A 15,007-nucleotide genomic window follows, 5' to 3' on the forward strand; every position below is an offset into this window, starting at 1 on the left:
CCCCCCCCCCCCCCCCCCCCCCCCCCCCCCCCCCCCCCCCCCCCCCCCCCCCTTTTGAGTCTCGTGGGCTCGGAGATGTGTATAAGAGACAGCCCCCATCCCCATGAAAATGGCATCATGCTTGGCCAGTAAAGTTTCAATCGGAACATCCTTGCCAATCTCCGTATTCAGCACAAACTCAACACCCATACCCTCCAAGATTTCGCGGCGGCGTTTGATCACGCTCTTCTCCAGCTTGAACTCAGGGATACCAAAGGTAAGCAGGCCGCCGATTTCCTCGTAGCGGTCATACACCACCGCTTTAACGCCATTGCGCACCAGCACATCGGCACATGCAAGGCCGGCAGGGCCTGCGCCGATCACGCCTACGGTCTTGCCAGTCCACACCACTTTGGACATGTCAGGCCGCCAGCCGGCCTTGAAGGCCTCGTCGGTAATGTACTTCTCAATGCTGCCGATGGATACCGCGCCGAAGCCGCCCTGGTTCAAGGTACAGGCGCCTTCGCAGAGGCGGTCTTGCGGGCAGACCCGGCCGCAGATTTCGGGCAGGCTGTTGGTTTGATGCGACAGCTCGGCCGCCTCGAACAGTCGGCCTTCCTCCACCAGTTTCAACCAGTCGGGAATGTAGTTGTGCACCGGACACTCCCACTCGCAGTACGGATTGCCGCAGGACAAGCAGCGTCCGGCCTGGTCGGCGGCGTCCACTGCATGCAAGGGTTGGTAGATTTCCTTGAATTCGATTTTGCGAACGCTGGCTTCAACTTTGTCGCCTGGGTTGCGCGACAGCTTCATGAACTGGAATACATCGGACATGGTTTTCTCTCCCGCGAGGGAGGGCGACGCGGCGCGCCGCCCTAAATATATGAGTCGGCGCTTAATCTTTGAGCAAGCTTTCCAGCTTGGCGGCCTTGGGCTTCACCAGCCAGAAATAGTCGACGTAGTCGTCGAAGTTCTGCAGCATGGCGCGGCCCGTCTCGGAACTGGTCAGTTCAACGTGCTTGGCGATCTTCTCCAGCAGATAGGCGCGGTACATGCCCATCGCCTCGCCGTTGATCAGGTGAATGTCGATCAGTTCGTTGTTGTAGCGATAGGCGAACTTCTCATGCGGGTCGTAGACGAAGGCGAAGCCGCCGGTCATGCCCGCGCCGAAGTTGTAGCCGGTTTCGCCCAGCACGATGACGGTGCCACCGGTCATGTATTCGCAGCAGTGGTCGCCCGCGCCCTCGATCACCGCCAGCGCGCCGGAGTTGCGCACGCCGAAGCGCTCGCCGGCGATGCCGGCGGCAAACAGCTGGCCGCCGGTCGCGCCGTACAGGCAGGTATTGCCGATGATGATGGACTCGCCCGCCGGGTAGCCGGCGTCCTTGGGCGGATAGATGGTGACCCGGCCGCCAGCCATGCCCTTGCCGACGTAGTCGTTGGCGTCGCCTTCCAGTTCCAGATGCAGGCCGGCCGCGTTCCACACGCCAAAGCTCTGGCCGGCGCTGCCGGTGAACTTGACCTTCAGGCAGCCAAACGGCAAACCAGCCGCGCCATGGACCCGGGCGATCTCGCCGGACAGGCGCGCGCCGATGGAGCGATGGGTGTTTTCGATCGGGTAGGACAGCTCCAGCATCTGCTTGTTGTGGATGGCCGGCAGGGCGTCTTGCAGGATCTGCTCGGCCAGTTCGCCCTTGTCGAAAGACGGATTGCTTTCGGCTATGCAGTAACGCGGCTCGCTATCCGGCACCGTGCCCAGCGACAGCAGCGGGGACAGATCGAGACGCGCCTGGCGCTCGCTCTCGCCTTCCAGCACTTGCAGCAGGTCCATGCGGCCGATCAGCTCCTCCATGGAGCGCACGCCCAGCTTGGCCATCCACTCGCGGGTTTCGCGGGCGATGAACAGGAAGTAGTTGACCACCATGTCCGGCAGGCCGGTGAAGTACTTGGAACGCAGCTTGATTTCCTGCGTCGCCACGCCGGTGGCGCAGTTGTTCAAATGGCAGATGCGCAGGTATTTGCAGCCCAGCGCCACCATCGGTCCGGTGCCGAAGCCGAAGCTCTCGGCGCCGAGGATGGCAGCCTTGACCACGTCCAGGCCGGTTTTCAGGCCACCGTCGGTCTGCACCCGCACCCGGCCGCGCAGGCCGTTGGCGCGCAGCACCTGTTGCGCCTCGGACAAGCCCAGCTCCCACGGCGAGCCGGCGTATTTGACCGAGGTCAGCGGCGAGGCGCCGGTGCCGCCGTCGTAGCCGGAGATGGTGATCAGGTCGGCATAGGCCTTAGCCACGCCGGCAGCGACGGTGCCGACGCCGGGTTCGGCCACCAGCTTCACCGACACCAACGCCGACGGATTCACCTGCTTCAGGTCGAAGATCAGCTGCGCCAGGTCTTCAATGGAGTAGATGTCGTGGTGCGGCGGCGGCGAGATCAGGCTGACGCCCTCCTTGGCGTGGCGCAGCCGAGCAATTAGGCCGGACACCTTGTCGCCGGGCAACTGGCCGCCCTCGCCCGGCTTGGCGCCCTGCGCCACCTTGATCTGCAGCACCTCGGCGTTGACCAGGTAATGCGGAGTGACGCCGAAGCGACCAGACGCCACCTGTTTGATCTTGGACATCTTCTCGGTGCCGTAGCGCGCCGGGTCTTCGCCGCCCTCGCCGGAATTGGAGCGGCCGCCCAGGCGGTTCATGGCGATGGCCAGCGCCTCATGCGCCTCCGGGCTCAGCGCGCCCAGCGACATGCCGGCCGAGTCGAAGCGCTTGACGATGGCCGCCACCGGCTCTACCTCGTCCAGCGGAATCGGCTCGCCGGCCAGCTTCAGCTGCATCAGGTCGCGCAGCATGGCCACCGGGCGGGTATTCACGGTTTCGGCGTACTGCAGGTAGACGTCGTAGTCGCCGTTCTGCACCGCCTTTTGCAACAGCTGCACCACGTCCGGGTTATAGGCGTGGTACTCCTCGCCGTGCACATATTTCAGCAGGCCGCCGTGGTTGATCGGCCGCATCGGATTGAAGGCCAGCTTGGCCAGCTGCTTCTGATCGGATTCGAAATCGTCGAAATTGGCGCCGGATACCCGCGACACCGTGCCCTTCAGGCACAGATCCACCACTTCCTCATGGATGCCGACCGCCTCGAACAGCTGCGCGCCGCGATACGAGGCGATGGTGGAGATGCCCATCTTGGACAGCACTTTTAGCAGGCCCTTGTTGATGCCCTTGCGGTAATGCTGCAGCGCTTCGTTGGCCTTCAGCGGCACGTCGCCGTTGTTCACCAGATCGATGATGGTCTGGTAGGCCAGATACGGGTACACCGCCGTGGCGCCGTAACCCAGCACGCAGGCCATCTGATGCGCGTCGCGCACGGTGGCTGTCTCCACCACGATATTGGTCTTGCAGCGCAGGCCGGCGTCGATCAGCGCGTGATGCACCGCGCCGGTGGCGAACAGCGCGTGGATGGGCAGGCGTTGGCCTGTGGCGTGGCGATCGGACAGCACCACCACCACCGTGCCTTCTTGCACCGCTTCCACCACATGCCGGGTCAGACAGGAAATCGCTTCGCGCAGCGTGGTTTCGCTCGGGTCGTAGCACAGATCGAAGTTAGTAGCCTTCAGGTAAGGTTCCGGCCGGGTGGTGACGCGGGTGAACTTCTCGTGGCTGAGCACCGGGCTGCGCACTTCCAGTCGTTTGGCGTGTTCGGCGCTCTCCTCGAACATATTGCGCTCGGGGCCGAACACGGTGTTCAAGGACATCACCACCGCTTCGCGGATCGGATCGATAGGCGGGTTGGTCACCTGGGCGAACTGCTGGCGCAGGTAATCAAATGGCGAACGCACCTTTTGGCTCAGCACCGCCATCGGCGTGTCGTCACCCATGGAGCCAACAGCTTCCTGGCCATCTGCCGCCAGCACGCGCAGGATCTGGTCGCGCTCCTCGCGGCTGAGATTGAACATCTTCTGCAGCCGCGTCAGTTCATCCTTGGACAGCGGCTCCACGCCGGCATCGTCCTCGATCGACAGCTCCAGATACTTGGCGCTGTCCTTGATCCACTGTCGATACGGCTTGGCGCTTTTCAGCATGGCGTCGATGTCTTCCGGCATCAGCAGCTCGCCGTTCATCAGGTCCGCGCCGAACAGCTGGCCCGGTTTGACGCGGCCCTTCCTCACCACATCCTGGGCGCGGTAGTCCCAGACGCCGACTTCCGACGCGATGGTCAGGATATTGTCCTTCGTCAGCACCCAGCGCGCCGGACGCAAGCCGTTGCGGTCCAGCATACAGGCGGCGTAGCGGCCGTCGGTCAGCACAATGCCGGCCGGGCCGTCCCACGGCTCCATGTGCATGGAATTGAATTCGTAGAAGGCGCGCAGGTCCTTGTCGGTGCTGTCCACGTTCTGCCAGGCTGGCGGCACCAAGAGGCGCAGCGCGCGGAACAAGGGAATGCCGCCCATCAGCAGGCCTTCCAGCATATTGTCCAGGCTCATCGAGTCCGAACCGTCGGTCTGCACGATGGGTCGTACCGCATCCATATCGAGGTGCGGCGAGGCCATGATGCGCTCGCGCGCGCGCGCCCAGTTGCGGTTGCCTTGCACCGTGTTGATCTCGCCGTTGTGGGCGAGGAAGCGGAAAGGCTGGGCCAGCTTCCATTGCGGCCAGGTATTGGTGGAGAAGCGCTGGTGGAATACCGCCAGGCTGGACTCGAAACGCGGATCGGCCAGGTCCAGGAAAAAGCGCGGCAGGTTCTCGGGCGTCACCAAGCCTTTATAGGAGATGGTGTGCGGCGACAGCGTGGGCAGGTAGAAACAGGCATCATCTTCCTTATTAGCCTTTTCCGCCTGACGACGGCCCATGTACAGGCGGCGCTGGAAGGCCAGCTCGTCCATGCCGAACGGACAGTTCACAAACACCTGGGAGATGGCGGGCAAGGACGCCAAGGCGGTTTCGCCGCAGGCCGCAGTATCGACCGGCACGGTACGGAAACCGGCCACTTCCAGCTGCTGCGCCTCCAGATGCTCGCGCAGGCGCGCGAGGCTGCGCTCGCCTATCGCCCGATCAGAGTGGTGAAATACCAGACCGGCGGCGTACACTGACTTCAGCGCGATGCCGGCTTCCGCCGCCACTTCGCGCAAAAAGCCGTCCGGTTTCTTGAACAACAGGCCACAGCCATCGCCCGACTTGCCATCCGCCGCCACTGCGCCGCGGTGCGTCAGTTTAGCCAGCGAGGAGATGGCGGTCGCCACCAGCCAATGGCTGGGCTTGTCGTCCAGCTGGGCGATCAGGCCAAAGCCGCAGCTGTCCTGTTCGAATTCCGGTTTATACAATGTGCCCTGCAGTCGGCGCTGTCTGTCCATTTCTCTGCCCATTTATACTTTGTAGTGATGTGTTCGATTCTACGGGCAAGATCGCGCCAGCCGCAAGCCGGCTTATCGCGGCGCAACAATCATTTGATTTCAATCAGTTGATGCACAATGTCTTGTTTTTGATATGTAATTCCGCTACTTGAATCGTGCGCTTTTTTTGATTTTTTGAGACAAAAATTTTCAAAAAAACGACAGGTTTTCGCAGCGTGAAATCGATACAAACCCGCAATTTGCGAGATATTTTGTATTTTGTCAGACAACATTCAAAATAATCATGAACCGAGACGATCAGTCGCAGCAAACCCTGCAATTCGTCCGCCAGCTGGCGGAACAGGCCTTGTCGCGTTCTGCTGGCGCGCCGCTGACGGCAGGAAATCAGGTGAAATTGCTATACGACAGCGCGCAGAATTTCCCGGCCTGGGAAAACGCCCTCGCAGCCAGCCAGGATTCTGTCTTTATAGAAATGTATATTTTCGCCAATGACCAATTTGGCGTGAAAATCCGCGATATCCTTATCGATAAAGCCAAATCTGGCATCCAAGTTTGCCTGCTCTATGACTGGCTAGGCAGTTGGCGGGCCCATCTATCCAGCTTTTTCACACCCTTGATCGAGGCCGGCGCCGAAGTGCGCGCCTATCATCCGCCCAGCCTGGGCGGCGGGCTCAGCATGCTCGGCCGCAACCATCGCAAGATGATCATCGTCGACCGGAAGGAGCTGTTTGTGGCCGGCCTGTGCATCAGCGCCAGCTGGCAAGGCAAGCCGGAGAAGGGCCTGGCGCCGTGGCGCGACACCGGACTCGCGCTGCGCGGCCCCTTGCTGGCGCAGGCCTTGGCCGCCTTTGCCGACAGCTGGGCCAGCTGCGGCGCGCCGCTTGACGCGCGCTGGCTGCAAGCGGTCCACACCGAACCTTGCGGCGAGACGGCGGCGCGGCTGATCGCCACCACGCCTTCCACCGCGCGCATGATGCGGCTGGATCTATTGGTGGCCAGTTTCGCCCGCCATACGCTATGGCTGACCGATGCCTACTTCATGGCCACCAGCCTGTATCTGTCCGCGCTCAAACAGGCGGCGCTGGATGGCGTAGATGTGCGGCTGCTGGTGCCGCGTTCCAGCGACATCCGCTGGATAGGCACCGTCTCGCGCACTCAGTACCGGCCGCTGCTGGAAGCCGGCGTGCGGGTGTTCGAATGGGACGGTCCGATGATCCACGCCAAGACGGCGGTCGCCGATGGCCGCTGGGCGCGCATCGGCTCCACCAACCTGAATCTGTCCAGCTGGCTGGTCAACCGCGAGCTGGACATCGCGCTGGAAGACGCCACCCTGGCCGCGCAACTGGCCGAACGCTTCCTGCAGGATCTGGAACACGCCACCGAGATCGTGCTGAAGCAGCAGCGCAACCGCCCGGTACCGACGCCGGTGCGGCGGGAAAAACGCCGCCGCGGCTCGCCCAAGGAAATGGCGCTGAGCGGCGCCAGCGCCGCCGCGCGCCAGGCCGCCCGCCTGGGCGATATGCTGGGCGCCGTAGTGCACGGCAGCCGCAGCGTGGAAAGCAGCGAAGCGCCGGCCTTTCTCAGCATAGGCGTCGCGCTGTGCCTGCTGGCCCTGGCCGTGGGCTATTTTCCCTGGCTAGTGGCCGCGCCGCTGACCCTGCTGCTGGCCAGCGCCGGCCTGTCCATCGTCGCCCGCTCCGTCAGCCTGTACCGGGCCAAACGGAGAAAAAAACAACAGTTGCGCCAGGCATTGCCAGACGTGCGGCAAGACGAAACGCCGCCGCCTGACATTCAATAAAAACATACGCTTAGCCGCCTCCGCGCCACACTACGCCAACCATGCCAAACCTAGGCCTGGCGCGCATCGCGTTTTTTTTGCCGCGCGTGCCGCATCGCACCACAACATGCCAGACAAAAGGTCTACAATTCGCGCTTTCTTGGGATGTTCTCCAGGCCGGCTGACGTGAAGCGACCATGGGTCGCCAGGTACGGACCGCGGCGCAAAGCGACCCGTTTTATTCGCGCCTCAAGGCCAGCCTCCAGGGCGGCGGCGAAGACTCGTTCTTCTGCCCGTGCGTACAGATCTGCGCCCCACGCGCACCGAGCGACATGGCGCCGCCGCCGGTGATCTTCCGGCCCCGCCGTCATGTCCGAGTTAACAGCAACAAGGACTCAGGTATGCGTTTTCACTTCCCCATCGTGATCATCGACGAGGATTTCCGCTCGGAAAACACCAGCGGTTCCGGCATCCGCGAACTGGCCGCCGCCATGGAGGCGGAAGGCATGAGCGTGATCGGCTACACCAGCTACGGCGATCTGACTTCCTTCGCCCAGCAGCAGAGCCGCGCCGCCGGCTTCATCCTGTCGATAGACGACGAGGAATTCCAGACCGAGGATTCGGCGCAGCAGGCGCTGGGCAATCTGTACGGCTTCGTCGCCGAGATCCGCCGCCGCAACCCGGACATCCCGGTCTATCTGTACGGCGAAACCCGCACCGCGCGCCACATCCCGAATGACATCCTGCGCGAGCTGCATGGCTTCATCCACATGCACGAGGACACCCCGGAGTTCGTCGCCCGCCACATCATCCGCGAGGCCAAGAGCTATCTGGACAATCTGGCGCCGCCGTTCTTCCGCGCACTGGTGGACTACGCCTACGACGGCTCCTATTCCTGGCACTGCCCCGGCCACTCCGGCGGAGTGGCCTTCCTGAAGAGCCCGGTGGGCCAGATGTTCCACCAGTTCTTCGGCGAAAACATGCTGCGTGCCGACGTGTGCAACGCGGTGGACGAGCTGGGCCAGCTGCTGGACCACACCGGCCCGGTGGCGGCGTCCGAGCGCAACGCCGCCCGCATCTTCAACGCCGACCACCTGTTCTTCGTTACCAACGGCACCTCGACCTCGAACAAGATCGTCTGGCACAGCTGCGTCGCCGCCGGCGACATCGTGCTGGTGGACCGCAACTGCCACAAATCCAACCTGCACGCCATCATCATGACCGGCGCCATCCCGGTGTTCCTGATGCCGACGCGCAACCACTACGGCATCATCGGCCCGATTCCGAAGTCTGAATTCCAGCCGGACACCATCAAGAAGAAGATCCTGGCCAACCCGTTTGCCCGCGAAGCGCTGGAGAAGCACCCCAACCGCAAGCCGCGCATCCTGACCCTGACCCAGTCCACCTACGATGGCATCCTGTACAACGTAGAAGAGATCAAGGGCCTGCTGGACGGCGAAGTGGACACGCTGCACTTCGATGAAGCCTGGTTGCCGCACGCCAGCTTCCACGACTTCTACCGCGATTTCCACGCCATCGGCGAGGGCCGTCCGCGCTGCGAAGACAGCCTGGTGTTCTCCACCCAGTCCACCCACAAGCTGCTGGCCGGCATCAGCCAGGCTTCGCAGATTCTGGTGCAGGACCCGCAGAACCGCCAGCTGGACACCGCCTGGTTCAACGAGGCTTACCTGATGCACACCTCGACCAGCCCGCAATACTCGATCATCGCCAGCTGCGACGTGGCGGCGGCCATGATGGAGCAGCCGGGCGGCCAGTCGCTGGTGGAAGAGTCCTTGGTGGAGGCGATGGAATTCCGCCGCGCCATGCGCAAGGTGGATGAGGAATACGGCCGCGACTGGTGGTTCAGCGTGTGGGGACCGGACGACCTGTCCGACGACGGCATCTGCGACCAGACCGACTGGACGCTGCGCCCGGACGAGCGTTGGCACGGCTTCGCCGGCATCGAAGAAGGCTTCAACATGCTGGATCCGATCAAGGCCACCGTGCTGACGCCGGGCCTGGACGTGGACGGCAGCTTCGAAGAGATGGGCATTCCGGCCGCCATCGTCACCAAGTACCTGACCGAACACGGCGTGGTGGTGGAAAAAACCGGCCTGTACAGCTTCTTCATCATGTTCACCATCGGCATCACCAAGGGCCGCTGGAACACGCTGATCTCGCTGCTGCAGCAGTTCAAGGACGATTTCGACAAGAACCAGCCGATGTGGCGCGTGATGCCGGAATTCGTTGCCAAATACCCGCAGTACGAGCGAGTGGGCCTGCGCGAGCTGTGCCAGCGCATCCACAGCCTGTACAGCAAGCACGACGTGGCGCGCCTGACCACCGACATCTACCTGTCCGACATGGAGCCGGCGATGCGCCCGGCCGACGCCTTCGCCATGATGGCGCACCGCGAGATCGAGCGCGTGCCGGTGGACCAGCTGGAAGGCCGCGTCACCGCGGTGCTGCTGACCCCGTACCCGCCGGGCATCCCGCTGCTGATCCCGGGCGAACGCTTCAACAAGACCATCGTCGACTACCTGCGCTTTGCCCAGGCCTTCAACCGCGAACTGCCGGGTTTCGAAACCGATGTCCACGGCCTGGTGGCGGTTGAGGTGCAGGACCGCAAGGTCTACTGCGTGGACTGCGTCAAACAGTAAGCGCGGTCATGACAAAGGCGGGAGCACTGCTCCCGCCTTTTCCATTTCCCAAGCCTTAGCCCAGTGCAAAACGCTATAGCTTGGTCGCCAGCCGGTTGCGCCCGGCCTCCTTGGCCCGATACAAGGCATCATCCGCCCGCCCCAGGGCCTGCGCGGTATCATCGCCGGCGCGCAACAGAGTCAGGCCGGCGGAGCAGGTATAGGCAAAATCAGCCGGCTCCGCCAGCGGCCGCGATTCCGCCACCGCAGCCAGGATCGCCGTCACCATCAGTTCCGCCTCGCGCAATGCCCGGTCGGGCATCAACAGCAGGAATTCCTCGCCGCCAAGCCGTCCCAAGCCGTCCTTGGGCTCAAGCATGGGCTGCACCCGCCGCACAAAATCGCGCAGCACCGTGTCGCCCGCCAAGTGGCCGTAACGGTCGTTGATCCGTTTGAAATGATCGAGGTCCAGTATCCCCACCACGCAAGCGGGAGACTCCGCCGCCCGTGGCTGGCGCAACAGCCGCTCCAGCTGGCCCATGATGTGGGCACGATTGCTGATGCCCGTCAGCGGATCCGTCAACGCCGCCCGTTGCGCCGCATCGCGCGCGATCCGCAGCTCGCGCTCGTCCGCCCGCAAGCTGGAAATATCGGAGCAGACGCAGAGCAGCCAGCCGTCGGCCTGCAGCGTTTCCGTCACCCAGATCCAGCGGCCGTCGGTCAAATCGGCCTCAAAAGTCCGGAACGGCTGCTTGCCGCGCCGCGAGCGGGCGGAAGCGATCCAGGCATCGATGTCGTCGGTTCGGATACAGCTGCCATGCCCACGCTCATGGCCGCGACGCATCAATTGCTCCCAACTGATCCGCTCGTCCGCCTCAACGCCAAAGGTGCCGCAGAACGCCGCGTTGGCATAGCACAGCACGTCGTGCGGATTGAACAGCGCGATCAACAACTCGCTGTCCTGCTCCAAGGACAGCAAACGACTGGCAATCTCCATATCGCCACCGACATCGGCCATGGTTTACCGCTCCTGAAAGTTTGCGGGACAGCAAGCCTGTCCTCGCCGGAAGCAGACCCTGCCCTAACCATAGCCGAAACGCCGGCGGGCGCTTAGAACCTGTTTACGATCTCGCGAGCTAGGGCGAGACAAGGCAAAAACGGCTGAGGAAGCGGAATGTACAGATGGTACATGAGCATTCCGAAGACTTTTTCAACGCGGTATCGCCGACGCGCAGCAGAGCGTAAACAGGTTCTTATTGCCGCGAAGCCGCCAGCAAACGCACAGCCAAACCGCCGAACACGGTAGCCAGCAGATACTGCGGCCAACGCCCGACGCCCCCGCCGGACAAGGCCTTGCCCATGCGGCTGCTGGCCACGATCACCAGCGCATTGACGCAAAAAGCCACCCCATTCAGCAGCGTGGCCAGCAGCATGATCTGCAGCGCCACCGGCCCGGCTTGCGGCTCGATGAACTGCGGAAACAGCGCCAGCACAAACAAGGCCATCTTGGGATTGAGCAGATTGGTGGTCAGCCCCTGCAGCGCGATACGGCGCATAGACTGGCCTGCCGATGAGGCCGACGGCGAGCGCAGCACGCCGTCGCTCTTCAAAGTGGTCCAAGCCAGATACAGCAGATAAACGGCCCCGGCGATGCGCACCGCGTCATAGGCCATCGGCACCAGCACGAACAATTGAGCCAGTCCCAGCGCCGCCAGCAGCGCATGGCAGTAAGTCCCGACCTGGATGCCGAACAGCGTGGCGAAACCAGCGCGCAGCCCCTGGCTGGCGCTGCGGCTGGCAATCAGCAACATGTCGGGACCGGGCGTGGCCGCCAACGCGAGGCAGGCCAGCGAGAACAGCATCAGGGTAGACAAGGCAGGCATCGGTCAACACCATCAATTAAGCAAGCCTGCATCGTAACACCCTCGCCGCAAACGCCATACTGTTAGCATGACGACTACCAGCCATTCTCCAGCACGATATGCCCCGGCGCGTTCTGCCGCGTCATGCGGTAGCCCATCTTCATCAGCTGGCGATGCGTGTCTTCCACCATCTTGGGGTTGCCGCAGAGCATGAAGCGGCTATGCTCGGGCGCCATCGTCAGTCCGGCGCGCGCCGCCAGCTCGCCGCTCTCCAGCAAGGCCGGGATGCGCTGATTCAGCATGCCGGCCGGCGCGGCGCGCGTCACCACTGGCAGATACTGCAATTTATGGCCATGTTCCTGCCACAGCGGATGGGATCGCAGCGCGGCGATTTCCTGCTGGAACGACAGCTCCGCCGCCTCGCGCACGCAGTGCGCCAGCACGATGCGCTCGAAACGCCCCCAGACCTCCGGCTGCTGCAAAATGGACAAGTAGGGCGCGATGCCCGTGCCGGTGGCCAACAACCATAGATCTTGCCCACCCGGCAGCCTGTCCACCTGGAAGAACCCCATCGCCCGCTTGTCGAGCATCACCTGATCGCCCGGCTGCAGCATGGCCAAGCGCGAGCTGAATTGCCCATCCGGCACCACGATGGAGTAAAAATCCAGAAACTCGTCGTATTCGGCCGAACACATGGAATAGGCGCGCCACACCTGGCCGCCGCCCTCCAGCGGCAGCCCCAGCCGGGCAAACTGGCCGGCGCTGAAGCGAAACGCCTCAGGACGCGTCAGCCGGAAGCTGATCAGCTTGTCGGTCCAACGCCGCATTTCAGTGATGGTTTCGGTGGTGTACTTTTGTTGAATCTCGGCTTCCAGGGCGGCATTCATCACGAAATCCTATTGTCGAGTAATTTACTCAACAATTATGAACCCGAGCCACCATCCTTGCCAAGCCAGGCATTCAACTGTGGATGCCGTTGCGCGGGAGGCAAGGCGCGCAAGGCTTCCAGCGACATCGGCAGCAACTCCGCCACCTCACTCCCCAGGCGCCAGCATGCCGGCAAGGCGCCGCGGAACAGCACGCAGCACTCTCCATCGAGTTGTACTGTGCCCAAGGCCTCAAGCGCCAGACCACTGATGCCGAGTTCCTCTTCCAGCTCTCGCAAAGCCGCCGCCCGCGGAGTCTCTCCAGATTCAATGCTGCCACCTGCGGCAAAATCGAGGCAGGATGGATAGCTGTCATCATCGAAGGCGCGGCGCTGCCACCAATAGTCTTGTCCATCGTGCAACAGGATCAGTGCACTGCTAGCAACATCGTTAAGCATGCTGGTTCTCTCCGCCAAAAAGCCTCATTCTATTCAGTGATCCGTTCATCACGAAAAGGACTGACCCATGACCATCGCCCTGGCCCTGCATGGCGGCGCCGGCACGCTGCGCCGCCAAGACATGAGCGCCGCGCTGGAAAAGGCTTACCGGAAAGGCTTGGAACGCGCGCTGGATGCCGGCCATGCGGTGCTGCTGGCCGGCGGCAGCGCGCTGGACGCGGTATGCGCCTGCGTCTGCGCGCTGGAAGACGATCCGCTATTCAACGCCGGCTGCGGCTCGGTTTTCACGCTGGACGGCAAGCAGGAAATGGAAGCGGCGGTGATGGATGGCGGCAGCCAGGATGCCGGCAGCGTCACCGGGCTCTCCCAGGTGCAGAATCCGGTGCTGCTGGCCCGCGCGGTGATGGAGCGCACGCCGCACGTGACGCTCGGCTTTGCGGCGGCCGAGGATTTCGCCCGCCGCATCGGCCAGCCCATGCAGCCGCCGGCCTACTTCCATACGGAGAAGCGCTGGCAGGCTCTGCAGCTGGAAAAGGAAAGGCTGGAACAGGGCGGCGGCGACGCTGACATCCCGGAAGACCGCAAGCACGGCACAGTCGGCGCCGTGGCTTTGGATGAACAAGGACGGCTGGCTGCAGCCACCTCCACCGGCGGGCGAACCGCCAAATGGCCGGGCCGCATCGGCGACACGCCGGTGATCGGCGCCGGCACCTGGGCCGACAGCCATTGCGCAGTGTCCGGCACCGGCCATGGCGAATACTTTGTCCGAGCGGCGGTCGGCCACGAAATCTCCGCCCGCATCCGCTACCTCGACGAAACGCTGGCAAGCGCCTGCGATGCCGTCGTGCACGGACAATTGCTGAAGATGGGCGGCAGCGGCGGCGTGGTGGCGGTGGACCGCTGGGGCCGGGTAGCCCTGCCCTTCAATTGCGAAGGCATGTACCGCGCGGCGATCGACGGCGAAGGCCGGCGGCTGATCGCCATCTATAACGACGAGGACTAGGGGCTGGTTAGCGATAAGCCGCCTGCCACTCCGCCTGCAGCTGCGCCATCAGTTCGGCTACCGGCAATTCCCGCGCCTCGGCCACGCCCTCCCCGGCCCATAGCGACATCAAGTCGCTGCGGCTGGCCTGGGCCGCCGCGGCGCGCATGGGTCCGGTCAGGGCATTCATGACGGGATAGGCAGGCAGCTGTTCCTGACAACGCGCCATGGCTTCGATGTAACGGTTGGAGAGGCCGCGCGCATAGCGGCCGGAAAAAGCGCGGGTCAAGCAGGTGTCGCCGGCCTTGGCCTGCGCCAGGGCCTGCTTCCAGGTGGCCGAGATGCCGGACTCGGGGCAACGCAGAAAGGCGGTGCCCAGCTGGCAGGCCTGCGCGCCGTGCCGCATCGCCGCGGCGATCTCCCGCCCGTTCATGATGCCGCCGGCGGCGATGACCGGCAGCGGCAGATTCTGCGCCAGCTCGTACACCAAGGACAGCATGGGCCGCAGCGACTGCTGCTGCTCGCCGATGAAAGTGCCGCGATGGCCGCCGGCCTCGCGTCCCTGGGCGCATACCGCGTCGGCGCCCGCTTCCGCCCAGGCCAGGCCCTCGGCCAGATTGGTCGCGGTGCCGATCACCAGGATGTTTTCGGCCTTCAGCGCGCCCACCTGTTCCGGCGTCAGGATGCCGAACGTAAAACTGGCCACAGCCGGGCGCGCCTCCAGCAGCGCCAGCCATTGCGCCTCGAACGGCTGGCAGAAGCGCTCAGGCGCCGTCGGCGCGGCCAGGCCCAGTTCGGCGTGCCACGGCCGCAACAAGCCAAGCGCCGCCTCCAGTTCCGCCACGCCCGGCGCAGGATCGTTCTGTATGAACAGATTGATGCCGAACGGCTGGCACGTGCGCGCCCGGATGCGCGCCGTCTCCTGCCGGATTTGCTCCGGCGACAGCATCGCGGCGGCCAGAAAACCCAGGCCGCCGGCCTCGCAGACGGCGGACACCAGTTGCGGCGTGGTCGCGCCGCCGGCCATAGGTGCCTGTATCACCGGCAATTTCAGCTGCAATCGTTGCCACAAGACTGGTGGCATGCTGTTCTCCTTAAAG

Annotated in this window: 10 protein-coding genes; 3 read left to right on the plus strand and 7 right to left on the minus strand. The window is 63.7% G+C overall.

Annotation, left to right across the window (positions count from 1 at the left end):
• The coding region (locus JHD59_RS10275; protein WP_304491423.1) for an NAD(P)-binding protein at positions 1-813 on the minus strand (813 nt) is incomplete at its 3' end.
• A gap of 61 nt (positions 814-874) precedes the next feature.
• On the minus strand, positions 875-5,323 hold the full coding sequence (gltB, locus tag JHD59_RS10280; RefSeq protein WP_199154157.1) for a glutamate synthase large subunit: 4,449 nt from the start codon (positions 5,321-5,323) through the stop codon (positions 875-877).
• A gap of 283 nt (positions 5,324-5,606) precedes the next feature.
• Between gltB and JHD59_RS10285 the strand changes: the two genes are divergently transcribed.
• Both JHD59_RS10285 and JHD59_RS10290 read left to right on the plus strand, forming a co-directional pair.
• A complete protein-coding gene (locus tag JHD59_RS10285) occupies positions 5,607-7,121 on the plus strand; it encodes a phosphatidylserine/phosphatidylglycerophosphate/cardiolipin synthase family protein (protein WP_199154158.1) in 1,515 nt (504 codons plus the stop codon).
• A 380-nt stretch (positions 7,122-7,501) separates the two neighbouring features.
• Positions 7,502-9,760 carry an arginine/lysine/ornithine decarboxylase gene (locus tag JHD59_RS10290; protein ID WP_103316742.1) on the plus strand — a complete coding sequence of 753 codons (2,259 nt, stop codon included), beginning with the start codon at positions 7,502-7,504 and terminating at the stop codon, positions 9,758-9,760.
• A gap of 73 nt (positions 9,761-9,833) precedes the next feature.
• Here the strand turns inward: JHD59_RS10290 and JHD59_RS10295 are convergent, their stop codons facing one another.
• The 4 genes from JHD59_RS10295 to JHD59_RS10310 form a co-directional block, all read right to left on the minus strand.
• On the minus strand, positions 9,834-10,757 hold the full coding sequence (locus JHD59_RS10295; RefSeq protein ID WP_199154159.1) for a sensor domain-containing diguanylate cyclase: 924 nt from the start codon (positions 10,755-10,757) through the stop codon (positions 9,834-9,836).
• Positions 10,758-10,992: 235 nt separating this feature from the next.
• A complete protein-coding gene (locus JHD59_RS10300; protein WP_199154160.1) occupies positions 10,993-11,622 on the minus strand; it encodes a LysE family translocator in 630 nt (209 codons plus the stop codon).
• A 74-nt stretch (positions 11,623-11,696) separates the two neighbouring features.
• Positions 11,697-12,488 (minus strand): ferredoxin--NADP reductase, encoded by a 792-nt coding sequence (locus JHD59_RS10305; protein WP_103316738.1) that lies wholly within the window; start codon positions 12,486-12,488, stop codon positions 11,697-11,699.
• Positions 12,489-12,523: 35 nt separating this feature from the next.
• Positions 12,524-12,925, minus strand: a complete 402-nt coding sequence (locus JHD59_RS10310) for an NUDIX domain-containing protein (protein ID WP_199154161.1) — start codon at positions 12,923-12,925, stop codon at positions 12,524-12,526.
• A gap of 67 nt (positions 12,926-12,992) precedes the next feature.
• Between JHD59_RS10310 and JHD59_RS10315 the strand changes: the two genes are divergently transcribed.
• Complete coding sequence (locus JHD59_RS10315; RefSeq protein ID WP_199154162.1) at positions 12,993-13,928, plus strand: isoaspartyl peptidase/L-asparaginase family protein; 936 nt, start codon at positions 12,993-12,995, stop codon at positions 13,926-13,928.
• Positions 13,929-13,935: 7 nt separating this feature from the next.
• Here the strand turns inward: JHD59_RS10315 and JHD59_RS10320 are convergent, their stop codons facing one another.
• Positions 13,936-14,991 (minus strand): nitronate monooxygenase family protein, encoded by a 1,056-nt coding sequence (locus JHD59_RS10320; protein WP_199154163.1) that lies wholly within the window; start codon positions 14,989-14,991, stop codon positions 13,936-13,938.
• Positions 14,992-15,007 lie beyond the last annotated feature (16 nt).

This window comes from Chromobacterium sp. ASV23 (genome assembly GCF_016428945.1).
GTDB lineage: Bacteria > Pseudomonadota > Gammaproteobacteria > Burkholderiales > Chromobacteriaceae > Chromobacterium > Chromobacterium sinusclupearum.